The sequence below is a fragment of the uncultured Halovibrio sp. genome (genome assembly GCF_913056445.1).
GTDB classification, from domain to species: domain Bacteria; phylum Pseudomonadota; class Gammaproteobacteria; order Pseudomonadales; family Oleiphilaceae; genus Halospina; species Halospina utahensis_B.
This window is the reverse complement of record NZ_CAJXMA010000049.1, coordinates 1-21,850: the sequence shown is the minus strand read 5'-3', so window position 1 is coordinate 21,850 and position 21,850 is coordinate 1. Positions and strand designations below refer to the sequence as shown.

Genomic DNA, 21,850 nt, shown 5'->3' with positions numbered 1-21,850 from the left:
GGGGTGTGCAGAACGCTCGCCTCGAGATTGCCGATGGTAAAGGTGTCCCCTTCACTGAAAAGCCGGTCGAACTGACTGCCATCACGGGCGAACTCAGTTCCCGCATTGAAGGCTTTTCCAAAAATATCCTGAACTTCCATGATCTTATGGCCGATGCCTGTCTGGCCACCCAGCTGCTCATGCAGGTAGGGGGCGGCAGAGAGGTGGTCAGCATGGACGTGGGTTTCGAGGATCCATTCAACTTCTAGCTGATTGTCTCTGATGAAACGGATGATCTCGTCAGCCGACCGCACGTCCGTGCGTCCCGCCGCGTAGTCAAAATCCAATACCGAATCGATGATGGCGCAGGCCCTGCTGTCAGGGTCCTGAACCACGTAGCTGAATGTGTTTGTGGGTTCGTCGAAAAAGTGTTGTACCTGTGGGCTATTCATAGCGTCGTCACCTCTGCACGGTTGGTCACCTATTTCACAATTAGAACACTCTAATAATTATAACGATAGACTTAATCGAAATATTAAGCCTCTGCCTTTGATAGCTTGGCTCAATGAAAGTCGGATTGAATTCCGCAGCATGAAGGCGCAGCATAGTGTTTGAAGGAATAACAATATTCCTTTAAGGATTACAAATTCGGGAGATTGAGTCATGACAGTCAATATCGGTGCTTTGGATCGCAGCATTCGTGCCATAGTCGGGGTGGTTCTGGTCGCCCTGGTTTTTATCGGACCTGAAAGTGCATGGGGCCTGATCGGTCTGATTCCTCTAGCGACGGCTGCTATGGGCAATTGCCCGGCTTACAGCTTGATCGGGATCAGCACCTGCAAGGCCGGCAACCGTTGAAAGGGGGGACACTATGATCAAGAGAACGGTTGGGACAGTGGTGCTTGCGCTGATGGTCTGTTTGCCCATGAGCGTCTCTGCGTCGGGCCATGATGGAGCTGTTGGGAAGGTGATGATCATCCTTTCAAGCAGTTCGCCACAGACTCAGGGAATGGCAATGGTTTTGGGTAACACCATGGCCCAGGAGGGAGCTGAGGTTGAGGTGCTGCTGTGTGACGCCGCCGGCGACCTCGCGCTCGCTAACCAGGATGGCAACACAGCCCTCGAGCCTAAAAAGGTTACGCCGGCTCAAATGCTGAATGGGCTCGTGGAGAAAGGGGCATCTGTCTCCGTCTGCGCACTTTATCTGCCTAACAGCGAATACATGGAGTCGGATCTTGCGGATGGTGTCTCTGTGGCCAAACCTTCCCAGATGAGCGCCCTGATGCGGGATCCTGAAGTACGGGTGTTTGCATTCTGACCGGAGGTGCCAGGGGCGGTCGCGGCACCAGCTCAGCTGCCCCGGATTGGCCTCCTTCTGGTGAGGCCAAAGAATTAGTCAAACTTTCAAAGAGAGGAAGAGGTCTATGAAGACGAACCAGTTGACCAAGCCAGCCTTAATGCTGGGTTTGGCGCTCAGCATCAGCCTGGGCGTGTCAGGTTGCTCCCATGTTCACCATTGGAATGAGTCGCCTGATGAGTCCTCCATCAGTCAGGGCGCGTCACAGCGTGGACAGCCATTTGATACGAGCATTGATGCTGGGATGGCGCCTTTCGGCGATGTCATGACACAGGCTGTGTCCAATTACAACCGGCCGTCGCCGTACATCGGAACAGGCGGCCATGTGTCTGCTGGTGCTATGCCGGAACTGAAGCAGATGGGGTTCAGAACCGTGGTCAGCCTCCTCACTCCAGAAGAGGGGCTGAGCGATGAGCGTGACGCGGCCGGTGATGCAGGACTGGGGTTCCACGGCATCAGCGTATCTGGGGGGCCACCCACGGCGGACCAGGTGGATGAGTTCGCCAGAATCGTCTCGGAACAGGGCAACTACCCCATCCTCATGCACTGCGCCAGTGGTAACCGCGCGGGGGCGATGTGGGCCCTGTACCGGCATCAAGTCGGCGTTCCGGCAGAAATCGCCCTGGAGGAAGGCAGGGCCGTAGGGCTGGACAGCCTTGAGCCGGGCGTGCGTGAGCGACTTGGCCTGGGTGCTTCTGACTAGCTGATCAGTTCGAACTCCCGGGGCCGGGAGAGGTCGAAGACGATACAAAAGGCAGCTCCTGAGCTGCCTTTTCAGTATAGGCCCTGATGGCTTGCGCCTCGCGTCGGCAGAAATCCGCGACCGCTGGCCTCAGCTGCTTATCGCCCACCCAGTGGAAGGATTCGAACAGCTCCGGCTGGAAGCCGCGCTTGAGCTTGTGCTCGCCCTGGGCGCCGGCGTCGAAGCGGCTCAGCGCCCGTTCGATGCAGAGGTCGATGCCCTGGTAGTAGCAGGCCTCGAAGTGGAGTTGATCGTACTCCTCGAGACAGCCCCAGTACCGGCCGTAGAGGCGCTGCTCATCGTGCAGGAAGAGAGCAGCGGCCACGTAGTGGCCCTGGTGGACAGCCATGACCAGGGTGAGCTGTTCCGGCATGCGGTCCGCCAGGTACTGGAAGAAATCCCGGTTGAGGTAGGGGCGCTGGCCGCGCTTGAGATAGGTGGCCTGGTAGAAGACATGGAAAGCTTCCAGCGCGTTCTCCGGAATGCCGTTGCGGCCGGAGTAGTGGCGGAATTCAATGCCCTGGTCCGCGACCAGGCGCCGTTCCCGCCGGATCTGCTTGCGTTTGCGCGATTTCAGGGTGGCCAGGAAGGCCTCGAAGTCGGCAAACCCCGGGTTGTGCCAGTGGAATTCGCAGCTCAGGCGGCGCAGCCACTGGTCGCGATCCAGATGGTGCTGTGATTCCGCATCCGGGAACAGCAGGTGCCAGCTGGAGTACGAGCCGCCTTCCAACTCCGCCAGAACAGCTTGCGTACTGCGGAATCCGGTACTGGCACCGTCCGCGTCATGATGCAGCAGCAGGCGGGGGCCCTCGCAGGGCGTGAAGGGCACCGCGCTGAGCAGCTTGGGGTAGTAATCGCGCCCGTAATGGGCCCAGGCCTCTGCCCAGGCCCAGTCGAACACGTACTCGCCGAATGAGTGGTGCTTGCGGTAGCAGGGAAGGGCCGCCATCAGTTGGCCCTGGTCATCCCGTTCAATCCAGTGGTGGGGCGTCCAGCCGGTTGCCGTTGTGGTGCAGCCCGTGGTTTCCAGCCCGTACAGGAACTCATGGCGCAGAAACGGCGAGTGTGTGCCCTGCAGGCGGTTCCATTCGCTCGGTTCGATAGCAGCGAGGCTGTCGATGAACGCCATGTTGCGCTCCCTATTGGGCCGGTATGGACAGCAGCGCGGAGGCGAGCCCGAAATAGACCAGGATACCGGCGACGTCGGCGATGAACGAAACCACCGGGGCGCTGGCTGTGGCCGGGTCCATGTTCAGCTTGTTGAGCACGAACGGCAGTGACATGCCGATGAGGCTGCCGCTGAGCACCACGATCACCATGGTCAGCGATACCACGTGGGCCAACTCGGCGCCGCCCCGGTAGAGCCCGATAGCCGCGACGGCGGCTGCCATGGTCAGCCCGAGCATCAGCCCCAGGCCGATTTCGCGCAGCAGCATGCGGAACCAGTCGCGGCTGATGACGTCACCGGTGGCGATGGCGCGCACCATGAGGGTGGCGGACTGGGAGCCGGCGTTACCGGCACTGGCGATCAACAGCGGCAGGAAGAACACCAGCCCCACGTGGGCCTGGATGGTGTCCTCGTAGAGCGAGATGCTTGCCCCTGAGAAAACGTTGGCGAAGACCAGCAGTACCAGCCACATGATGCGCTTCTGGTAGAGGGTTGTGAGCGCGGTTTCCTTGAGGCTGCCCGGCAGGTCGCCGACGCTGGCGCCCTTGTGGATGTCCTCGGTGGCCTCGGCCTCCTGAACGTCCATGGCATCGTCGTGGGTGACGATGCCGACCATGCGGTCTTCATCGTCCACCACCGGGACCGCCAGCAGGTCGTAGTCGGCGATCAGGCGTGCCGCCTCGGCGCTGGGTGCGTCCGTATGAACGTTGACCACCTCGGTCTGCATCAGGTCCTCGACCGACTCCCCGGGGGAGGCCACCACCAGCCCACTCAGGGTCACGATCCCCAGCAGGTGACGCTCGGTATCGAGCACGTAGGCGACGTAGATTGTTTCCTTGTTCAGCGCCTGCAGGCGCAGGCGCTCGATGGCCTGGCGGGCGCTGATGTGGGCCGGGACCGTGGCGTATTCGCTGGTCATCACCGAGCCAACGGTCCCCTCGGGGTAGCTGGTAAGCCGCAGCAGATCCTCGCGTTCGGCCTTGGCCAGGGCGGGCATCAGCGCTTCCTGAACGTCCTCGGGCAGTTCCTGGTAGAGGTCGGCCCGTTCGTCGGCGTTCATGTCCGTCAGCAGCCTGGCCTGGGCGTGACGGCCCAGGTGCTGGACCATGCTCAGCTGATGGGACGGCTGCATGTAGGGCAGTATTCGCGCCTGGGTACGGCGGTCGAGCTGGTCGAACAGGGCGTAGGCGGTTTCACCGTCGAGCTCGTCAATAACCCCACCGACTTCCGCGGGGTGGCGGTTATTGAGGAACTCAATGGCGGCATCAAGGTCGCCCTGTTCGAGCAGCGTCCGGACTTCGGATTCGAGTTCGGCGGTTTCGGTCATAGCCGTCTCCGGTCAGTCGGTGTTCAGCGCTGCCAGATCCTCCTCGGAGAGCATCTGTTCAAGAGCCGGGGATACCCGGGTCTGGAAGCGGTCGTCTTGGTGCTCGATAACGAGCACGGCAACGTCATGGGTGCGGGCATAGTCCAGCGTCTGCGTCACGCCCATCACCATGAAGGCCGTGGCCAGTGCGTCCGCCCTCCGGTTACTGGGGTGGAAGACGCTGGCCGAGGCCAGCGAATGCGTGACCGGACGCCCGTTGCGTGGGTCAATGGTGTGGGAATAACGCTGTCCGTCCACTTCAAAGTAGTTGCGGTAATCGCCTGAAGTGGCCAGCGACATATCCTCCAGCGGCAGTATATGGCGAGGGCTCTGTGGCCCGTCCCGGGGGACTTCAATGCCGATGCGCCATGGTGTGTTCTGCGCCTTGCGCCCGCTGGCCAGCAGGTCGCCCCCGATGTTCACAAGGTGGTTTTCATGGCCTCGTTCCTCCAGCAGGGCCGAGACCCGGTCCACCGCCTCGCCCTTGGCAATGGCCGATAGATCCACGAACAGGTCCGTCATGCGCCGGGCACGGTTGGCTTCCGGGTTGATCTCGAGGTTCCCGTGACCAACCTGTTCCAGGCGCGCCTCAATGGTGGCGTCCGCTGGTACCTCTGTAGGGCGGGCCTCGGGGCCGAAGCTCCACAGGTTAACCAGGCCGCCGATGGTGGTATCGAAGGCGCCTTCGGTGCGTTCCGAGAGGTCATCGGCCGCCTGCAGTACATCGATCACTCCTTCCGGCAGATTGACCCAGTCGCCCGGCGTGCTGCTGTTGAGCCGCATGAGGTCGGAGTCATCGCGGTAGGTGGACATGCCCTGGTCGACTTTGGCGAGAACCCCGCGCACGGCTTCATGCAGGGATTCACGACGCTCTTCGGGGAGCTCGCCGGCAACGCTGACCTGGTAGAAAGTACCGAAGATCCGCCCTTCAACCCGGGTGACGGGAACTTCCCGGTTTTGCGGCTCGCCGGGATCACTGCAGCCGCCCAGGAGCATCAGTGGGATCAGAAGACAGAGGATGAGGGCAGGCGGAAGCGCGGTACGGCGTGGCATGACGGCTCCGGGCAGGTCAGTGACTGGCGGCATTATACCCTGTCCGGGCCGGCTTAACATCCGTGGCGCGGACACAAAAAAGCCCGGCCGGAGCCGGGCTTGTGTGGCGTGAGGAAGGCTGCGATCAGCTGTTGCTGTCCGCCATGTCCTCTTCCGCTGTCTCGACTTTTTCCAGAATGGTGTCGAGGACTTTCTGGCCTTTCTCGCCAGCCTGCTCCAGATAGATCTGGCGCACGTCCTTGCTGGCTTCGCGGAAGACCTCGCGCTCTTCCTCGGTCAGCTCAACCCATTCAGTGCCGCCTTCGTCGAGAATGGTCTGCAGCCGGTCCTCGTTGTACTCGCGCTGCTTCTCGCTGATCCAGGACACCATGTTGTCACGCACATCCAGAATCAGCTCCTGGCGCTCCTCGGAGAGGTTGTTGAACCAGTTGTTGCCGGTCGCCAGGGTGGTGATGAACTGGGCGTGGCGTGCGGAAGTGAGCACGTCCTGCTCCTCGTAGAAGCTCATCTCTTCGATAGCGAAGATCGGGTTCACCTGACCATCGATCTGACCCAGCTGGAGGCCGCTGTAGACCTCGGAGTAGGGGGTCGGGGTCGGGTTGGCGCCATAGGCCTTATAGGATTCGACCAGGATCGGTGAGGTCATGGTACGGATCTTGAAGCCCTCGAAGTCCTCCGGGCTGCGCAGGGCCTTGTCACCACTCCAGACCATCCAGCCTTCCGGGATGATGTCGAGCAGCTGCAGGTCCATTTCGTTGTACATCGGCTGGAAGAGTCCGTAGACCTCCGGATCCGACAGAACCGCGCGGTTCACCTCGGGGTCCTCGGACAGCACGAAGTGCAGCGTGAAGATGCCGACTTCCGGGATGGCGTCCGCCAGGTGGCCCGGGGAAGCGAAGGCGATCTCAATGGCACCGTTCTGGAGCAGTTCGGTCAGCTGGGAGGAAGTGCCGAGTGTCCCGTAGGGGTACACCTCAACCTTCACCTCACCGTCAGTACGCTCCTCAATGCGGCTCTTGAATTCCTGGGCGTAGGCGTCCTGGACGCTGCCTTCGACTTCTTCCAGCGCAAAGCGCCACGTGTCGGACTCGCGCTGTTTCGCCAGCTCTTCATCGCGATCCATCTCCTCCTGCGACGACTGCCCGCTGCTGGAGCTGTCGCTGGAGGTGTCACCGCCATCAGAGCAGCCATAGAGAAATGCCATGGCAAGCAGCATGATCAGGCCCGTAAGCCATTGGCGAGGTTGGTTCATACCCTGTCTCCCTCTGTTGGATTTTCTTGTTGATCCGCATTAAACATAACACATCTTTACAGCAGCAAAAGCAGTGAACGTGAATTTCCGGCAAAGCGTACGGGAATGTTGCCGAACCCCGGATCGTCAGACTATTGTTACGTATGAGCGACCTGCGGAGAGTCCCATGACGGACCAACCTCAAGCCGGCCACGGAGGTGGCTGGCGAAACGCCCTTAAGGCGCCCTTTGACTGGATCGACTCGGGTCTCGACTGGTTTGAGCGCAGTGCACTGATTCTCTGTGTGGCGGGTATGGCGACAGTGACTGTCGGCAATGTCATCGCCCGCAACCTGCTGGGTTTCAGTCTGCAGTTCGCCAACGATGTGGCCCAGATGCTGCTGGTGATGGTGACCTTCCTGGGGATCGGTATCGGGGCACGTCATGCCCGTCACATCCGGGTTTCGGCGCTGCACGACCTGCTCCCCCATCTGGGACAGAAAATCCTGCTGGTTATTGTGAGCTTCACCACCGCCTGGCTGCTGTTCTCGCTGGCGGATTTCGCGTGGAACTATGCTGGCGCCGTGCAGCGCACCTGCCGGGTTCTTCCAGAGGCTGTTGATCTGGGGCTGTTTTCACTGCCCGTTGGCGGCATGCCCCTGGCAGCGGGCATTGTGGCCACACTGGTTGGCATTGCCCTGGCGGGGCACCTGATCCGCCTGATCAGCGAGGGCGGCGCCCGGCTTCTGGACCGCTTTGACGGGACCCAACGCCAACTGATGGTGCTGGCGGCGCTGGTGGTGTTGGCGCTTCTGGCCTGGGGGATCTTCACTGTGTTCATCGGGATGGTGGAAGCGCGCAGTGGCCAGTGCCGGGTGACGTCGTCCACCGGCTTCCCGGTCTATCTCAACTATATGGTCGTGCCGCTGGGCTTTCTGTTTGGTGGTATCCAGTTTTTCCTCGCGGGGGTCCGCAACCTGATCAGTCCTGAGAACTACCTGTCCTGGTATCAGAAGGATGAGTACGAGGAAGAGGGTGTGGACCCGGGTATGACCGGTGGCTTTGACCCCGAAGAGGATGCGGCTGAGGAGCGTGACCGTGGCTGAACTGATTGAATGGCTCAACCTGTCTTCCATGGCCACGCCGGATGTCGCTCTGGTGGTCGGCGCTGTGATGATCGTGCTGCTTCTGATGGGCTACCCCATGATGGTGCCGCTCACCGCCGGCGCGCTGCTTCTGATGGCCGCGAAGTTCTCGGGGCTCAACGAGTCCACCCTGATCCAGCAGATGATCGGGGGTGTGGAGCAGACAGTGCTGGTGGCCGTGCCCATGTTCATACTGGCGGCCGACATCATGATCAAGGGCCACACGGCCAATCGATTACTGGATCTGGTCAGCAAGTTTGTGGGCCACATCCGCGGCGGGCTGCCGGTCACCACGGCGGTTTCCTGCACGCTGTTCGGAGCGGTTTCGGGCTCCACCCAGGCCACGGTGGTGGCGATGGGTCGTCCACTAAGGCCACAGCTGATCAATGCCGGCTACTCGGACCGCTTCGCCATTGCCCTGATCATCAACGCGAGCGATATCGCGCTTCTCATACCGCCGTCCATCGGGATGATCATCTATGGTGTGGTTTCCGGCACCTCCGTAGGGGCGCTGTTCATTGCCGGTATCGGTCCGGGCCTTCTGATCCTCGCGCTGTTTGCGGTCTACTGCTATGGCATCTCGGTATGGAAGGGCATACCGGTGCAGCCCAAGGCAAGCTGGAACGAACGGCTGATAGCCCTTAAACGTGCCAGCCTGGCCACCGGCTTCCCGGTGATCATCATTGGCGGTATCTACACCGGTACCTTCAGTCCCACCGAGGCGGCGTCGATGTCGGTGGCCTATGCACTGTTCCTGGAGATGATTCTGTACCGGCAGGTGCGGCCTTCCCAGCTGCCCGAGATCGCGCTCTCCACCGGCATGATCACCGCCGTGGTTTTCATTCTGGTAGCCGCCGGCATGGCGTTCTCCTGGATGATCTCCTTTGCCCAGATTCCGAGTCTGTTGCTGGGAGACATGCTGGCCGAGGCCTCCCAGCATCCCTATCAGCTGCTGATCCTGATTGCGGTGGCGTACTTCGTGGGCTGTATGTTCGTGGACCCGATCGTGGTGATCCTGGTGCTCACGCCGATCTTCTCACCGGCCATTGCGTCCGCGGGCCTGGATCCCGTGCATGTTGGGACGCTGGTGGTGCTCCAGGCGGCCATTGGTTCGGCAACACCACCCTTCGGGTGTGACATCTTCACGGCCGTGGCCATATTCCGGCGGCCCTATCTTGAGGTGATCCGCGGAACACCGCCCTTTGTCATGATCCTGCTGTTCGCAACTGCAATGCTGATCATGTTCCCGCAGATCGCACTCTTCCTGCCCAATCTGATGCGGTGATACCAATCCTGACGGGAGGGTCCTGATGAGTCACGAACCCGCCGAGGTCCGTTTCCATGTTGAGGGCGAGGCGCTGGCCGGCTGGTGGTTCCAGCCGGCAACGCCCGCGCGCAGCCCGTGCCCCTGTATTGTGATGGCCCATGGTCTCGGGGGTACCCGGGATGCGGGGCTTGTTCCCTATGCCCGGGCCTTTGCAGAGGCTGGATTTGCGGTACTGCTTTTTGATTACCGGCATTTCGGGGCGAGCGCGGGTGAGCCACGGCAGCTGGTGTCCGTGCAGCGCCAGCTGGCGGACTGGCAGGGCGCCATTGATTTCGCACGCCAGCAGCAGGGCATTGACCCAGAGCGCATCGCGCTTTGGGGATCGTCGTTTTCGGGGGGACATGTGCTGGTGGCAGCAGCCCGTGACGGCGGTGTTGCAGCGGTTTCCGCTCAGGGCCCGATGATGGACGGCCTGGCTGCTGTACTGAATGTGGTCAGCTATGCCGGCATCGGTGGCATCCTGCGCCTGAGCACCCTGGCACTGAGGGACCAGCTTCGCGCCCTGGTGGGCGGCGCCCCCCTGTACGCGCCCATTGTTGGCCGCCCGGGTGAAACGGCGGCCATGGCCACCGAAGATGCCTATGACGGGTACCGGGCTATTGCGCCTCCAGACTGGCGTAATGAGCTGGCGGCGAGACTGGCACTGCAGCTGCCGCTTTACCGTCCGCTGCGCCATGCGCGTCGACTGCCGTGTCCGGCACTGATCCAGGTCTGTGGCCGTGATTCCGTAGCGCCGCCGGAGGCAGCGGAGAAAGCCGTGAGCAGAGCCGGAGGCCGGGCGGAACTGAAGCGTTACGAGGACCTGGGGCATTTCGATATCTACGTGGGGGATGGATTCGAGCGCTCATGCGCGGATCAGATTGATTTCTTCCAACGCCATCTTCTGTCATGAAAGAGGCCCCGATCCCGGATAACGAACCGGAGCGGCAGGCGGCTCTGGATGAGTACGAACTGCTCAGCGGGAGCCCGGAAGAGTGGTTCGACGACATCGTTGCCGTCGCAGCCGAGGTCTGCAGCAGTGAAATGGCCATGGTCAATCTGCTCGACCGGGATCAGCAGCTGTTCAAGGCTGCGGTGGGTGTGAACCGGGAGCATTTCATTCCGGAGCGTTCCTCCTCGTTCTGTGGTCACGCCATTGTTCAGTCCGATGTGTTCGAGATCCCCGATGCCCGCGAGGATGAGCGTTTCCATGACAACCCCTGGACGCTGGACCATGGTGTCCGGTTCTATGCCGGTGTGCCCCTGGTCAACGCGGATGGCTATGCACTCGGGACCATCTGCGTGCTGGACCGTCATCCACGCCACCTGGATGAGCGTCAGAAGGAATCGCTGAAGTCGCTGGCGCGCGTGGTCATGAAACACATTGAGACCCGCCGCGCCGAGACCTTCGGCTGGCGTGTGAGTGAGCTGATCCAGCAGAGCGATGATTTTGTGGCCATGGTGGATGCCACAACGTTCACGGTGCTCTACGTCAATGACGGTCTGGCCGATCTTGTAGGGACAGCAAGCGATCGTCAGTCGCTCAAACAGCTGGCCATCAGCGGCATTTTCCCCTCGCTGACACCGCAGCGGCTGAGCGAATGGGCGGCTCTCACCCCGGATCAGGGATCCGTGGATCTTTTCTCGGAGACGCTCAGGGGGGCGGACCAGGAACGTGTGGTGAGCCTCAGGATCACCCCCTCCCGGGTCCGGGATCGGCCGGTGCTCCTGCTGGTGGCCGAGGACATGGAGGCACTTCTCAGCAGTCGCAAACGCGAGGAGCAGGCAGCCAGTGAGGTGCGGCGTCTGGCCCTGGTGGCCCGTAAGACTGATAACCCGGTCATCATTACCGACGCTGAGGATCATATCGAGTGGGTGAATCCGAGCTTTGAGTCACTGACCGGCTACCCGCTGGATGAGGTGCGTGGACTGCGGCCAGGGGATTTCCTGCAGGGTCCGGACACGGATGAGCAGGCCCGGCGACGGCTCGCCATTGCCATTGCCAACGGTGAACCGGTACGCCAGGAGATTCTCAATTACAGTCGCCAGGGCCATACCTACTGGCTCGATCTGGATATCCAGCCGGTGCATGATGATGGGGGGCGGCTGGTGAATTTCGTGGCCGTCCAGACCGACATCACAAGGCGCAAGGAGCTGGAACACCGGCTGCGCCAGGCCAAGGAGGACGCGGATCGCTCCAACCAGGCCAAATCCCAGTTTCTGGCCAACATCAGCCATGAACTGAGGACCCCCCTGAACGGTATTATCGGAATCAGCGAGCTGCTCCAGCGGGATCAGAAACGACCGGATGCCGAGGAGCAGCTGTCGACCCTCAAGGATTCGTCCAACGGCCTTCTGGAGATCATCAACGATCTGCTGGATCTGTCCAAGATCGAGGCCCGCAGCCTTGAGCTGGAACTCCGGCCTTTTGATCTGGACCGTATGCTGCGCAATCTGGACAACCTTTTCCGCCCGCAGGCGGAGGGTAAGGGCGTCACGCTCCATTTCGATATAGAGGAGCAGGTCCCCCGGCACCTGCACGGCGACGAGCAGCGCCTGCGCCAGGTTCTGATGAACCTGTTGGGCAACGCGCTCAAGTTCACCCAGCAGGGGACGGTAACCCTTGCCATCGACTCCCGTGCCTCCTTCGGTGATACCTGCAACCTGGCGTTCCGGATTACGGACTCCGGTCCCGGGATTGAACCGTCCGCACGCGACAGGATCTTTGAACCCTTTGGACAGGCGGATGCGTCCCTGGCAAGACGTTATGGTGGGACCGGGCTGGGTCTGACCATCTGCCAGCGTCTGGTGGAGCTGATGGGGGGCAGCATCCAGGTGGAGAGCGAGGAGGGCCAGGGCGCCACCTTCTCGTTCGTACTGCCGCTGCTGGCAGCGTCCGAAACAGAGGTGCACCGCCTGGAGGACGACCAGGATGACATGCGCGTGGAGTCCTTTGCCGGCGAACCGAGTGTGCTGCTGGTGGATGACAACCCGGTCAACCGCCATGTCGGGGAAGCCATGCTGGGGGAACTGGGCATGCGGGTAACCAGCCGCGAAGATGGCGCCGGGGCGCTGGAGGCGTTTTCAGGCGGGGTCTTTGACCTGGTTCTTCTGGATATCCAGATGCCGGATATGAACGGCTATGATGTGGCGATCCGGATGCGGGACCTGGATGCCAGCCATCAGCGCCACACCCCGCTGGTGGCGGTAACGGCGCACAGCGCGCCGGATCTCGACAGCCGGCAGGCCGGTTTCATGGATGGCTACCTGACCAAACCCCTGACGTTCCAGGGGCTGTACCGCATGTTGAGCCGGTGGCTGGCACAGGGTGAGCATCCGACCACGGGGGCCACGGTTGAGGAAGGTGCTGCCGGCGACAAACCGGCCTCGGGAACCACTCTGGCGCAGGAACCCATGGTGGACCGGGATCTGGTCCTGAGGAACCTGGGCGGCAACCCGCGACTCATGGGCACGCTCAAGGATCTGTTTGAGCAGCAGCATGAGCAGTACCTGGAGGCGATCGCCAGAGCCCACGCTGATGATGACGCGGCGGCCCTGGCCGAGGCGGCGCACGGGTTGAAGGGGGCGGTGGGGTACTTCACCGCCGGCCGGCTCTGGCAGGCTGTGTCGGATATGGAGACAACGGCCCGCGATGGCAGCCTGCCGGAAAAAGCCGCTCTCTCCGAACTCGATCAGGCCGTGCGTGAGATGGCGCGGGAGATCCGCAACCTCAGTCCGGATCAATCGTGAACTCAACCTCCACGCTGGCGCCGTTGTCCAGAAAACGGAGGCGGTCGGCCAGGCTCGCCACGACTCGGATGCCACGCCCGTAGGCGTGGGTTGCCACCTCATCCGCCGAATCCATTGACGAGAAGCTGGTGGTATCGAATCCTGAACCGCTGTCCATGACCATCAGCCTCAGGGCATTGCGGTTATGGTACTGGCTGCGGGTGGCCAGGATCTTGATGAAGCCTTCGTTCAGTGCGGCCAGGCGCTGCTGGCGCTCCTGCACATAGTGGTCAAACCCCTGCTCCGTCTTACTGCTGGACTCCATGCCGAGAAGGCCATGGTCCACCGCATTGTTGAGCAGTTCCGTCAAAACCACGAACGCTTTCTGGCGCAGACGCCTGTCCAGGCGCAGGTTTTCCAGGACCTGGTTGACGGTTGGCACGATCTCCGTTCGGCTGATATCGGAACCGCGGAGCTCAAGCCGGAAGTCCCAGCCCGCCATGCTGTTGTCATCGCCGCTGCTTTCCGGCGGCTGGTCGATGCCGTCTTCATTGCTGAAAGGCACCTCCATTGGGGTGTCAACGGCCAGCGCCAGCATGGACTGGTCATCGTCCGGCAGCCTGGTGCCCCGGAACCGGGAGATTGCGTCGGTAACCGACTCCACCAGGCTGTGGTTTGTGCTGCAACCGGTCAGAACGGCTTCCAGGCGGGTGCTGCCGAACATCTCGTTATCCGCGTTGCGCGCCTCCACCAGCCCGTCTGTACAGGCGAAGAAACGGTCGTCGACGTTAACGGTGCAGAGCTGGGCGGTGTCGTCAAAATCCTGATCATCCAGCACGCCCAGCGGAGGGTGGGCCGATGGAATACGGTGGCGGATGGCGCCTTCCGGGCACAGCACATAGGCCTGTGGGCAGGCCCCGTTCCAGGCGATCAGGGCGTGGCGCTGGGGGTTGATCAGCACCACGGTGGCCGCGAGGAAGTGATTCGGTGGCAGGCGTGCCCGCAGGCGCTGGTTGATCTGGCGCACGATGGAGGCCACGCCATAGCCGCGCCGGCTCATCTGGTAGAAGATCTCCATGGCCGGCATGAGGGTAATGGCGGCCGGTAGACCGTGGCCGGTGGCATCGGCCATGAGGGCATAGGTGTTGCCGGAATGCGAGTTGACGGTTGATATGACGTCGCCGCTGAACTGCTCCAGGGAACGTACGGATTGATGGATCCGGGTATCCGACGTGGTGTAGTTCTGTATGATCCGGTCAATCATCTGCTGCGCCAGGTCGTTCTCGGCGCGGCTGTGCCGATAATAGCTTGAGAGTTCGGTATTACGGCGCTCGAGTTCGCGCTGGAGGTTGGCGATGCGCTGGGAGCTGCGCACTTTCGCGGCCAGGATCGGGAAACTGATGGGCTTGGTCAGGTAGTAGTCCGCACCTGTGTTCAGGCCCGCCGCCTGATCCTGCTCCTCGTTGTTGGAGGAGATCATCATGACGGGCACCCAGCGCTGCTCCATCATCCCCTTGATATGGCGGCAGGCCTCCAACCCATCCATGACCGGCATCTTGACGTCCAGGATGACCAGATCCGGGGATTCCCTGGAAAAGGTTTCAACCGCTTCACGCCCGTTTTCGGCGACCAGCACCCGGTGACCTTCCTCATCAAGGTAGGACTGCAGGAGCTGACGGCTGAGAAGGTCGTCTTCCGCAACCAGAATGGTCAGTTCCGACGGCGCTTCCATGGATCAGTCGATGAAACGGAACATGCGCTGGAAATGCGCGATCTCCAGGATCTCCTGTACAACGCCGGTGGCGCCTCGGATCACGATTTCAATGCTGCGGTCCTGGGCTTTCTCGCGCAGCAGGAGCAGGGTTCCGAGAGCAGCACTGTCCAGGTAATCCAGCTTGCTGAGGTCGAGCACAATGAATTGCGCGCCGGGGGTGTCCAGCGCTTCCGTCTGTTTGGGCTTGAATTCGCTGTAGGCGTTGAAGTCAAACTGTCCGGAAAGGTTAAGGGTGACAGTGCCTTCCCCGTCGTCGTGCTTATCAATGCTGAACATGGGTCAGTGTCCTTCGTTGGGGTCAGAACAGGTCTACGCTGCCCTCGGACATGGAGTCCTGGGTCAGCGTGTTGTCTCGGATGCGCGTCTGCTCATCGCGTGCGCGCTCCACTTCATCCGCCAGCTCGCGCAGCCAGGTTTCCGGCTCCAGGTCCGTCTGCCCACGGATGCGGATGACCGAATCGTCCACCAGCGCCAGCCGGTCGTTCACGCGCTGCAGGATCTGGTCGACCATGTCCTGGAACTGCATCTTGCGCACACCGGTGTTCACATCCTCGTTGACCGTCTCGGCGATGCCGGCCAGCTCGTTGGCCGCCTCGTTGCGCGAGGCGTCGAGCGTGCGGATTTCCTCCATCAGTGACTCAACGGATTTCTTTGACTGCAGGGCAAAGTTCATGTCCTGAGAGGCCACCTCGTTGATGGACTGCTCGACGTGGGTTACCAGGTCCTGGACCGTGGAGACGTTGCGGCGGATGTCCTCACTGAACTGCTGGGAACGGCTGGACAGGTTCTGGACTTCCTGAGCCACCACCGCGAAGCCGCGGCCCGCCTCGCCGGCCCGAGCGGCCTCGATCGCGGCATTGATGGCCAGCAGGTTGGTCTGGCCGGCGATGCTGTCCATTTCGCCCAGGTTGCCGTCGATCTTCTGCACTTCGCCCGTGATCTGGCCCATGGTATCCACCAGCTCCACGGAGATCCGGCTGGTCTCGACGATGGTGTTGACGAAGTTCTCCAGCACGGCGGTGACATCCTGGACCATGCGTTCGAAGCTGACGTCGCCATCATCGTCGTTGCCGGTCACGGATTCACTTGCGGAGAGCATGCGCCGGATCACGTCATCCTGGGTTTCCAGGTGGGACTGCAGCTGGAAAAACAGGTTCATCATGTCCGGAACGGAATCGTCCAGAAGCCCCTTGAGCTGGCCGGTATCGGTGCGCACGCGGTCAAGGTTGTCCTGATAGGTGGAGAGGATGTCGTTAAGCCGCTCCCGGAAGCCGCTGAACTGGTCGTTCACGGCCGCGTGGGCCTGCTCCGCCTGGCTTTCACGCCCCTGATTCAGCGTCCAGATACCGAGTACACCCACGCCCGCCACACCCAGCACACTGAGACTGACCGCAGCCGTGGTGGGCACGCCCAGAAAGAGCCAGTGCAGCCAGGGAACGACGATGGCAAGACCCACGGACATCAGGATCGGAGGGGAGGTAATGTTGGCTCGACTACTACGCATCTCGGGCATTACGCCACCGTTCCGTGCATTGGATCAGTCTGGATGTCATTATTGACAGGCTTTTTCACAGTTGTCTGAGACAAGCTTATGCGGTCCTGCCGCTGGGTCAAACGGGAATCCCGCGAATGACGCCTGCCGGGGACTGCGCGTATTGTTCAATCTACGTTCAGGATCAGTCTGGATGCCGCAGCACGACAGTGCCACCCGTCCCGGTTGGGACCGCGACGCGGTTGTTGCCTCGCTTCCCCCCTTCAGTTTCTCGCAGACCCCGGAGCCGGATACCACGGTTGCCGCCTACCAGGCATTCTACCGTCTCGAACCGGGTTCGGAATTCCCTTCGGTGCGCCACCATCTGGGTTGGATACGGGCAGCGGGGTATCGTATCGCCACGCATTATTACGAGCAGCCCGGTGCCCATGGGACCGTATTTATTTTCCACGGCTACTTTGACCATGCTGGCCTCTATACCCGCATGATCCGTTACTGTCTCGGTCTGGGGCTGAATGTGCTGATCTATGACCTGCCGGGGCATGGTCTGTCGAGCGGGCGGCCGACCGCCATCGGGAGTTTCCGTGAGTACCAGCGGGTTCTTCTAACGGTTCTGGGCCTTTCCCGGGATCGTGTGCCCGGGCCCTGGATTGGCGTCGGGCAGAGCACCGGTGGCGCCGTTCTGATTGACTACCTTCTTTCCTGTCGTGAGGCACCGGACGCCATTGCGTTCAGCGGTGTGGTGCTGCTGGCGCCACTGGTGCGGCCGGCGGGCTTCAGCAGTGGCAAATGGCTGCACATGCTGATGAATCCATTCCGGGAGACCTGGAAGCGGGTGTTTACCGCCAACAGTAATGACAATGAGTTCGTGCGCTTTCTCAAGGAGCATGATCCGCTGCAGTCCCGGTTCATGGCCATGAACTGGGTGACCGCCCTGAAACGCTGGATCCCGCGTATCGAGGCGGCACTGCCGGTGGACTATGATCTCGCTGTGGTCCAGGGCGAGCAGGACATGACGGTGGACTGGCGGCACAACCTGCGCGTGCTGCGGCGTAAGTTTCGGCGCCTGCGGCTTTACCAGATCCCGGAGGGCAGGCATCATCTGGTGAACGAAGCGGATCCCATCCTGGGCCAGGTTCAGGACGCGGTTGGCGCTGAGATTGAGCGGGTGCTGGCGGAAGCCGTCATGCCCGGTGTCCATAGAAAGGGGAATGAGGAATGAAAAAAACGCTGATGGCTGTTGCGCTGAGCACGACCATGGTCAGTGGCTGTGCCACCCAGGACGCCTATACCGGTGAACAGCAGACCTCGAAGACCGTTATCGGCAGCGTGATCGGTGCTGTTGCAGGTGCGGCCACTGGTGCCGCGACGTCGAGCAAGGGTGACCGTGAGAAGGGCATCATGATCGGCGCCGCCTCGGGCGGACTGCTCGGTGCCGGTATCGGCCAGTACATGGACCGCCAGGAAGCACAGCTGCGCCAGCGGCTCGAAGGTACCGGCGTCCGGGTCAAGCGTGATGGCAACAAGATTGAGCTGATCATGCCCGGCAATATCACCTTTGACGTGGATCAGTCGAACATCCGTTCGTCTTTCTACAATGTGCTGGACTCCGTGGTGCTGGTGGTGAAGGAGTTCGACCAGACCGCCATCGCAGTGGGCGGGCATACCGACAGTACCGGCAGTTTTGAGTACAACCAGCAGCTCAGTGAGAGGCGCGCCCAGTCCGTGGCCCAGTACCTGCTCAACAAGGGCGTGGCGCAGGGGCGTGTTCATACCACCGGCTATGGCCCGCGCTTCCCCATCGCCAGCAATGATACTGAGCAGGGACGGCAGCAGAACCGCCGTGTCGAGATCGACCTGATGCCCATGGAGTGAGGCCTCAGCCCGCCCCGCCGGGATAGACGGTGCTGACGGTCAGTACCGTCATGATCCCGCATAGAATATTCAGGGGCAGGCCGGCGCGCATGAAATCGATGAACCGGAACCCGCCAGGGCCGAAGACCATCAGATTGGTCTGGTAGCCCAGAGGCGTAGTGAAGCTGGCGGAGGCTGCCATCATCAGGGTGAGCACAAAGGGCTCCGCCGGCATGCCGGTGCTCTGGGTGATCGCCAGCACAATCGGAAGCGTCAGCAGTGCCGCCGCGTTGTTGGTGATCATCTCGGTCATGACGTTGACCAGCGCATAGGTGGCCACCAGCATCAGCAGGTAGTCCCCCGCTGTCAGGCTGAGCACACCGTGAGCCAGCCAGGCGGCTGCCCCCGTCTTGTCCATGGCATTACCGAGCGCGAATGAGCACGCGATGGTCAGCAACACATGGCCATCCAGGCTGCGCCGGGCCAGGTTCAGGTTCAGGCACTTGGTGGCCATCATCGCCAGTGCGCCGACCATGGCGGCGTGCAGCATCGACAGGGTGTTGGTGGCGGCCAGCAGCACCACCGCCAGCAGAATGGTCCAGGCCCGCCAGGACTTGCGGTGGTCCGGGCTTTCCTCTTCCGTGTCGTTGACCAGCAGGAAGTCCCGCGAGTAGCGCTGTCGGGTCACGAACACGGGCCGCGCCTCCAGCAGCAGCGTGTCCGCCGATTCCAGGCGGATATTGCCGAGGTTGCCTTCAATACGCTTGCCGTTGCGGGCAATGGCCAGTACCACTGCGCCGTATTTCTCCCGGAAGCGGCTCTCGCGGATGGTACTGCCCACCGCCAGGCACTCGGGGGATACCACGGCCTCGACAATGCGCCGCTCTGGTGCCTCCTTGGCAAGCAGGGGCTGTTCCTCGGTGGAGGGCACCAGCCCCCGGATCTGGCGCAGTTCAATGATCGACTGGACGTCACCGGCGAACACCAGGCGGTCGCCGCTGCGCAGCCGTTCTTCGGACGGCACGGCGGTGACCACACCGCCTTCGCGCTCGATTTCCACCAGGTACAGGCCCTGAAGGTGGCGCAGCCCGGCTTCTTCCACAGTCTGGCCGACCAGCGGACCGTCATTGGCCACGGCCATCTCCACCGTGTATTCACGGAAATCGCCGAACATCTGCCTGCCATTATTCCGGCGGCCACGGAGCACGAATGGCAGCCAGAGCACGATGAAGATAAGGCCGGCCAGCACCACCGGCACACTGATCCGGGTGATATCGAAGAGGTGGAACCCTTCGGTATCCGCCAGATCCATATAGAGGCCATTGACGATGAGGTTGGTGCTGGTGCCGATCAGCGTCAGTGTGCCGCCCAGGATGGCGGCGTAGCTCAGGGTCATGAGCAGCGGCGCCACGGGAATGCCGTGGTGGCGGGCCCAGCGAGCAATGGCCGGGATGAAGGTGGCAACCACCGGGGTATTGTTCAGGAAGCCACTGAGGCCGGCGACCGGGGCGATGACCCTGGCCTGTGCGTACCGTATTGTTTGCGGGTGCCCGAGCAGGTGCTTGATGATCCAGTCCAGCCCACCGGTGTTATGGATGCCGGCCGCGATCACGTACATGAAGGCAACGGTGATCAGGCCGCTGTTGCTGAAGCCGGCCAGTGCCTCCTGGTGGGTCAGAATGCCGGAGACGGTCAGGAAGATCAGGGCCGTGAGCATGACCAGGTCGGTCCCAAGGCGTGTGGTCATCAAAGTGATGAGCACACCGGCCACGGTCATAAGGCTTATCCAGCCGTTCCAGTCCATTACGCCTCTCGGGTCATCTGTGAAATACCGGTAGAGGCTACCACTGGCCCATATTACCAGAAAGCCTTATTGTTCATTTTGATATTCGTTTACGGAATTAATAAAAAGGGGAGGAGAAGGCGGACACCCGGCTGGGCGGGTGTCCCGGGGGTAGGTTCAGGAACGACGGTTCAGGAAGTCCTCAACCTTGCTCCTGAGCTCACTGAGGCGTGACTCGCCACTGGCGCGAAGTTCCTCGAGTCGTGTGCGGGCCGTATCAATATCCTCCTTGAGGTCCGCAATACGCTTGGCGGTCTTTTCCTTGAGTTCTTCCGTGGCCTGATGGTTCTCCGCCTTGGCCTTGTACTCATTGAACTGCGCCCGAAGAGTCTCGAGCCGGCTTTCCCAGCTCTCAACCTGCGTTTCCAGTTTCTGGATCAGCGTATCCTTCAGTGACATGTCACACCTCCCAGAGTGTGTCAGAACAGTACCCGTGCCTTGATGGTGCCCTTCACTTCACGGAGTTTCTTCAGGGCCACATCGCTGTACGCCTTGTCGACGTCCACCACGACATAACCAATCTGATCATTGGTGCGCAGGTACTGTCCACACACATTGACGTCATTTTCGGAGAAGATCTGGTTGATCTCGGACATGACGCCCGGGATGTTCTCGTGGATGTGCAGCAGCCGGTGCTGGTTCGGGTGCTCCGGCAGGGCCACTTCCGGGAAGTTCACCGAGCCCACGGAGGTACCGTTGTCGCTGTAGGTGGACAGCTTCTCGGCCACTTCGGAGCCGATGTTCTCCTGCGCCTCCACGGTGGAGCCACCCACGTGGGGGGTCAGTATGACGTTGTCGAACTCACGCAGCGGGGAGACGAACTCCTCGTTGTTGGACTTCGGTTCGGTCGGGAAAACATCCACGGCCGCGCCAAGCAGCTTACCGGAGCGCAGGGCGTCGGCGAGGGCATCAATGTCCAGCACGGTACCGCGCGAGGCATTGATCAGGATGGAGCCCTGCTTCATCTGGGCCAGCTCCTCGGCGCCGAACATGTTGCGTGTGGATTCGGTCTCCGGGACGTGCAGGGTCACCACGTCGGATATCGCCAGCAGCTCCTTCATGGAGCTCACCTGGGTGGCGTTGCCCAGTGACAGCTTGGCGATGACGTCGTAGAAGTAGACATGCATGCCCAGGGATTCGGCCAGCACGCTCAGCTGTGAGCCGATGTTGCCGTAACCGATGATGCCCAGGTTCTTGCCCCGGGTTTCGTAGCTGTTGCTGGCGGACTTGGTCCAGACACCGCGGTGGGCGGCGGCGTTTTTCTCGGGAGTGCCGCGCAGCAGCAGGATGGTCTGTGCGATCACCAGCTCCGCCACGCTGCGCGTGTTGGAATGCGGCGCGTTGAAAACGGCAATACCGCGCTTCTTGGCGGCTTCCAGATCGACCTGGTTGGTGCCGATGCAGAAGCAGCCCACGGCCACCAGCTTGTTGGCGTGCTGGAACACCTTCTCAGTGAGCTGGGTGCGGGAGCGGATGCCGATGAAATGGGCATCCTTGATCTTCTCCAGCAGCTCGTCCTCCGGCAGGGAGTGGCTGATGTGTTCGATGTTGGTGTAGCCGGCTGCGTTCAGTGCATCCACGGCCGACTGGTGAACGCCCTCAAGAAGCAGAAAGCGAATCTTACTCTTGTCGAGTGATGTCTTAGCCATGACAGAAAATTCCCGTCTGAGTCAGAGTTTTCGAAAAAATAAAGTGAAATCAGAAAGTTGCGGTCTTCGCCGCATTGCTGGAGAAGCTATGGTAGCATAGCTTACGATCTTTTCCCGACTTTTGGTCGGATTTTGAACAGCTCCTGGAGGAATCCTGACGCTA

At 61.4% G+C, this 21,850-nt stretch carries 20 protein-coding genes; 9 read left to right on the top strand and 11 right to left on the bottom strand.

Annotated features, from left to right (window positions below):
- A partial coding sequence (locus QZ501_RS10385) for an MBL fold metallo-hydrolase (RefSeq protein ID WP_295719281.1) occupies positions 1 to 431 on the bottom strand: 431 nt, incomplete at its 3' end.
- A 211-nt stretch (positions 432 to 642) separates the two neighbouring features.
- Between QZ501_RS10385 and QZ501_RS10380 the strand changes: the two genes are divergently transcribed.
- The 3 genes from QZ501_RS10380 (at position 643) to QZ501_RS10370 (ending at position 2,039) form a co-directional block, all read left to right on the top strand.
- Positions 643 to 837, top strand: coding sequence for a DUF2892 domain-containing protein (locus QZ501_RS10380; protein WP_151440999.1), 195 nt, complete (start codon positions 643 to 645; stop codon positions 835 to 837).
- Between the two features lie 13 nt (positions 838 to 850).
- The gene (locus QZ501_RS10375) at positions 851 to 1,297 is read left to right on the top strand and encodes a DsrE family protein (protein ID WP_295719278.1); all 447 of its coding nucleotides are present in this window, start codon (positions 851 to 853) and stop codon (positions 1,295 to 1,297) included.
- Between the two features lie 304 nt (positions 1,298 to 1,601).
- Positions 1,602 to 2,039, top strand: a complete 438-nt coding sequence (locus QZ501_RS10370; RefSeq protein ID WP_160897839.1) for a protein tyrosine phosphatase family protein — start codon at positions 1,602 to 1,604, stop codon at positions 2,037 to 2,039.
- 4 nt (positions 2,040 to 2,043) lie between these two features.
- Here QZ501_RS10370 and QZ501_RS10365 read toward each other — a convergent pair whose 3' ends face one another.
- The 4 genes from QZ501_RS10365 to dctP all read right to left on the bottom strand — a co-directional run bounded on the left by QZ501_RS10365 (position 2,044) and on the right by dctP (position 6,917).
- Positions 2,044 to 3,207, bottom strand: coding sequence for a GNAT family N-acetyltransferase (locus tag QZ501_RS10365; protein WP_160897840.1), 1,164 nt, complete (start codon positions 3,205 to 3,207; stop codon positions 2,044 to 2,046).
- Between the two features lie 10 nt (positions 3,208 to 3,217).
- The gene (mgtE, locus tag QZ501_RS10360; protein WP_160897841.1) at positions 3,218 to 4,573 is read right to left on the bottom strand and encodes a magnesium transporter; all 1,356 of its coding nucleotides are present in this window, start codon (positions 4,571 to 4,573) and stop codon (positions 3,218 to 3,220) included.
- Between the two features lie 12 nt (positions 4,574 to 4,585).
- On the bottom strand, positions 4,586 to 5,665 hold the full coding sequence (locus QZ501_RS10355) for an FAD:protein FMN transferase (RefSeq protein ID WP_295719272.1): 1,080 nt from the start codon (positions 5,663 to 5,665) through the stop codon (positions 4,586 to 4,588).
- Positions 5,666 to 5,789: 124 nt separating this feature from the next.
- The gene (dctP, locus tag QZ501_RS10350; RefSeq protein ID WP_160897843.1) at positions 5,790 to 6,917 is read right to left on the bottom strand and encodes a TRAP transporter substrate-binding protein DctP; all 1,128 of its coding nucleotides are present in this window, start codon (positions 6,915 to 6,917) and stop codon (positions 5,790 to 5,792) included.
- Between the two features lie 166 nt (positions 6,918 to 7,083).
- On the opposite strand from dctP, the gene QZ501_RS10345 reads away from it, so the two are divergent.
- The 4 genes from QZ501_RS10345 to QZ501_RS10330 are packed head-to-tail and all read left to right on the top strand — an operon-like array spanning position 7,084 to position 13,096.
- The gene (locus QZ501_RS10345) at positions 7,084 to 8,001 is read left to right on the top strand and encodes a TRAP transporter small permease (RefSeq protein ID WP_160897844.1); all 918 of its coding nucleotides are present in this window, start codon (positions 7,084 to 7,086) and stop codon (positions 7,999 to 8,001) included.
- 28 nt (positions 8,002 to 8,029) lie between these two features.
- Entirely contained in the window at positions 8,030 to 9,325 is a 1,296-nt protein-coding gene (locus QZ501_RS10340; protein ID WP_160898108.1) for a TRAP transporter large permease, read from the top strand.
- A 25-nt stretch (positions 9,326 to 9,350) separates the two neighbouring features.
- On the top strand, positions 9,351 to 10,259 hold the full coding sequence (locus tag QZ501_RS10335) for an alpha/beta hydrolase (protein WP_151441005.1): 909 nt from the start codon (positions 9,351 to 9,353) through the stop codon (positions 10,257 to 10,259).
- Complete coding sequence (locus tag QZ501_RS10330) at positions 10,256 to 13,096, top strand: ATP-binding protein (RefSeq protein WP_295719266.1); 2,841 nt, start codon at positions 10,256 to 10,258, stop codon at positions 13,094 to 13,096. Before QZ501_RS10335 ends, QZ501_RS10330 begins: the two co-directional genes overlap by 4 nt.
- Here the strand turns inward: QZ501_RS10330 and QZ501_RS10325 are convergent.
- The 3 genes from QZ501_RS10325 to QZ501_RS10315 are packed head-to-tail and all read right to left on the bottom strand — an operon-like array spanning position 13,077 to position 16,353.
- Positions 13,077 to 14,807, bottom strand: coding sequence for a SpoIIE family protein phosphatase (locus tag QZ501_RS10325; RefSeq protein ID WP_160897846.1), 1,731 nt, complete (start codon positions 14,805 to 14,807; stop codon positions 13,077 to 13,079). The two genes, QZ501_RS10330 and QZ501_RS10325, sit on opposite strands and share 20 nt — an antisense overlap.
- A gap of 3 nt (positions 14,808 to 14,810) precedes the next feature.
- Positions 14,811 to 15,125 (bottom strand): STAS domain-containing protein, encoded by a 315-nt coding sequence (locus QZ501_RS10320; RefSeq protein WP_151441008.1) that lies wholly within the window; start codon positions 15,123 to 15,125, stop codon positions 14,811 to 14,813.
- A gap of 22 nt (positions 15,126 to 15,147) precedes the next feature.
- Positions 15,148 to 16,353: a methyl-accepting chemotaxis protein gene (locus QZ501_RS10315; RefSeq protein WP_295719262.1), complete on the bottom strand. Its 1,206-nt coding sequence runs from the start codon at positions 16,351 to 16,353 to the stop codon at positions 15,148 to 15,150.
- Positions 16,354 to 16,534: 181 nt separating this feature from the next.
- Between QZ501_RS10315 and QZ501_RS10310 the strand changes: the two genes are divergently transcribed.
- Complete coding sequence (locus QZ501_RS10310) at positions 16,535 to 17,563, top strand: alpha/beta hydrolase (protein ID WP_151441010.1); 1,029 nt, start codon at positions 16,535 to 16,537, stop codon at positions 17,561 to 17,563.
- Positions 17,560 to 18,216, top strand: coding sequence for an OmpA family protein (locus tag QZ501_RS10305; protein WP_160897848.1), 657 nt, complete (start codon positions 17,560 to 17,562; stop codon positions 18,214 to 18,216). The genes QZ501_RS10310 and QZ501_RS10305 overlap by 4 nt, the downstream gene beginning before the upstream one ends.
- A gap of 4 nt (positions 18,217 to 18,220) precedes the next feature.
- Here QZ501_RS10305 and QZ501_RS10300 read toward each other — a convergent pair whose 3' ends face one another.
- The 3 genes from QZ501_RS10300 to serA all read right to left on the bottom strand — a co-directional run bounded on the left by QZ501_RS10300 (position 18,221) and on the right by serA (position 21,687).
- Entirely contained in the window at positions 18,221 to 19,999 is a 1,779-nt protein-coding gene (locus tag QZ501_RS10300; RefSeq protein WP_151441012.1) for an SLC13 family permease, read from the bottom strand.
- 156 nt (positions 20,000 to 20,155) lie between these two features.
- Positions 20,156 to 20,437 (bottom strand): hypothetical protein, encoded by a 282-nt coding sequence (locus QZ501_RS10295; protein ID WP_151441013.1) that lies wholly within the window; start codon positions 20,435 to 20,437, stop codon positions 20,156 to 20,158.
- A gap of 20 nt (positions 20,438 to 20,457) precedes the next feature.
- Positions 20,458 to 21,687, bottom strand: a complete 1,230-nt coding sequence (gene serA / locus QZ501_RS10290; protein WP_151441014.1) for a phosphoglycerate dehydrogenase — start codon at positions 21,685 to 21,687, stop codon at positions 20,458 to 20,460.
- Positions 21,688 to 21,850: the final 163 nt, after the last annotated feature.

Excerpts from the sequence above, each read along its gene's own strand:
- QZ501_RS10345 (WP_160897844.1), top strand. The coding sequence starts at position 7,084 with ATGACGGACCAACCTCAAGCCGGCCACGGAGGTGGCTGGCGAAACGCC.
- QZ501_RS10335 (WP_151441005.1), top strand. The coding sequence starts at position 9,351 with ATGAGTCACGAACCCGCCGAGGTCCGTTTCCATGTTGAGGGCGAGGCG.
- QZ501_RS10320 (WP_151441008.1), bottom strand. The coding sequence starts at position 15,125 with ATGTTCAGCATTGATAAGCACGACGACGGGGAAGGCACTGTCACCCTT.
- QZ501_RS10305 (WP_160897848.1), top strand. The coding sequence starts at position 17,560 with ATGAAAAAAACGCTGATGGCTGTTGCGCTGAGCACGACCATGGTCAGT.
- dctP (WP_160897843.1), bottom strand. The coding sequence starts at position 6,917 with ATGAACCAACCTCGCCAATGGCTTACGGGCCTGATCATGCTGCTTGCC.
- QZ501_RS10315 (WP_295719262.1), bottom strand. The coding sequence starts at position 16,353 with ATGCGTAGTAGTCGAGCCAACATTACCTCCCCTCCGATCCTGATGTCC.
- serA (WP_151441014.1), bottom strand. The coding sequence starts at position 21,687 with ATGGCTAAGACATCACTCGACAAGAGTAAGATTCGCTTTCTGCTTCTT.
- QZ501_RS10295 (WP_151441013.1), bottom strand. The coding sequence starts at position 20,437 with ATGTCACTGAAGGATACGCTGATCCAGAAACTGGAAACGCAGGTTGAG.
- QZ501_RS10375 (WP_295719278.1), top strand. The coding sequence starts at position 851 with ATGATCAAGAGAACGGTTGGGACAGTGGTGCTTGCGCTGATGGTCTGT.
- QZ501_RS10380 (WP_151440999.1), top strand. The coding sequence starts at position 643 with ATGACAGTCAATATCGGTGCTTTGGATCGCAGCATTCGTGCCATAGTC.
- QZ501_RS10330 (WP_295719266.1), top strand. The coding sequence starts at position 10,256 with ATGAAAGAGGCCCCGATCCCGGATAACGAACCGGAGCGGCAGGCGGCT.
- QZ501_RS10355 (WP_295719272.1), bottom strand. The coding sequence starts at position 5,665 with ATGCCACGCCGTACCGCGCTTCCGCCTGCCCTCATCCTCTGTCTTCTG.
- QZ501_RS10370 (WP_160897839.1), top strand. The coding sequence starts at position 1,602 with ATGACACAGGCTGTGTCCAATTACAACCGGCCGTCGCCGTACATCGGA.
- QZ501_RS10300 (WP_151441012.1), bottom strand. The coding sequence starts at position 19,999 with ATGGACTGGAACGGCTGGATAAGCCTTATGACCGTGGCCGGTGTGCTC.
- mgtE (WP_160897841.1), bottom strand. The coding sequence starts at position 4,573 with ATGACCGAAACCGCCGAACTCGAATCCGAAGTCCGGACGCTGCTCGAA.
- QZ501_RS10310 (WP_151441010.1), top strand. The coding sequence starts at position 16,535 with ATGCCGCAGCACGACAGTGCCACCCGTCCCGGTTGGGACCGCGACGCG.
- QZ501_RS10340 (WP_160898108.1), top strand. The coding sequence starts at position 8,030 with ATGGCCACGCCGGATGTCGCTCTGGTGGTCGGCGCTGTGATGATCGTG.
- QZ501_RS10365 (WP_160897840.1), bottom strand. The coding sequence starts at position 3,207 with ATGGCGTTCATCGACAGCCTCGCTGCTATCGAACCGAGCGAATGGAAC.
- QZ501_RS10325 (WP_160897846.1), bottom strand. The coding sequence starts at position 14,807 with ATGGAAGCGCCGTCGGAACTGACCATTCTGGTTGCGGAAGACGACCTT.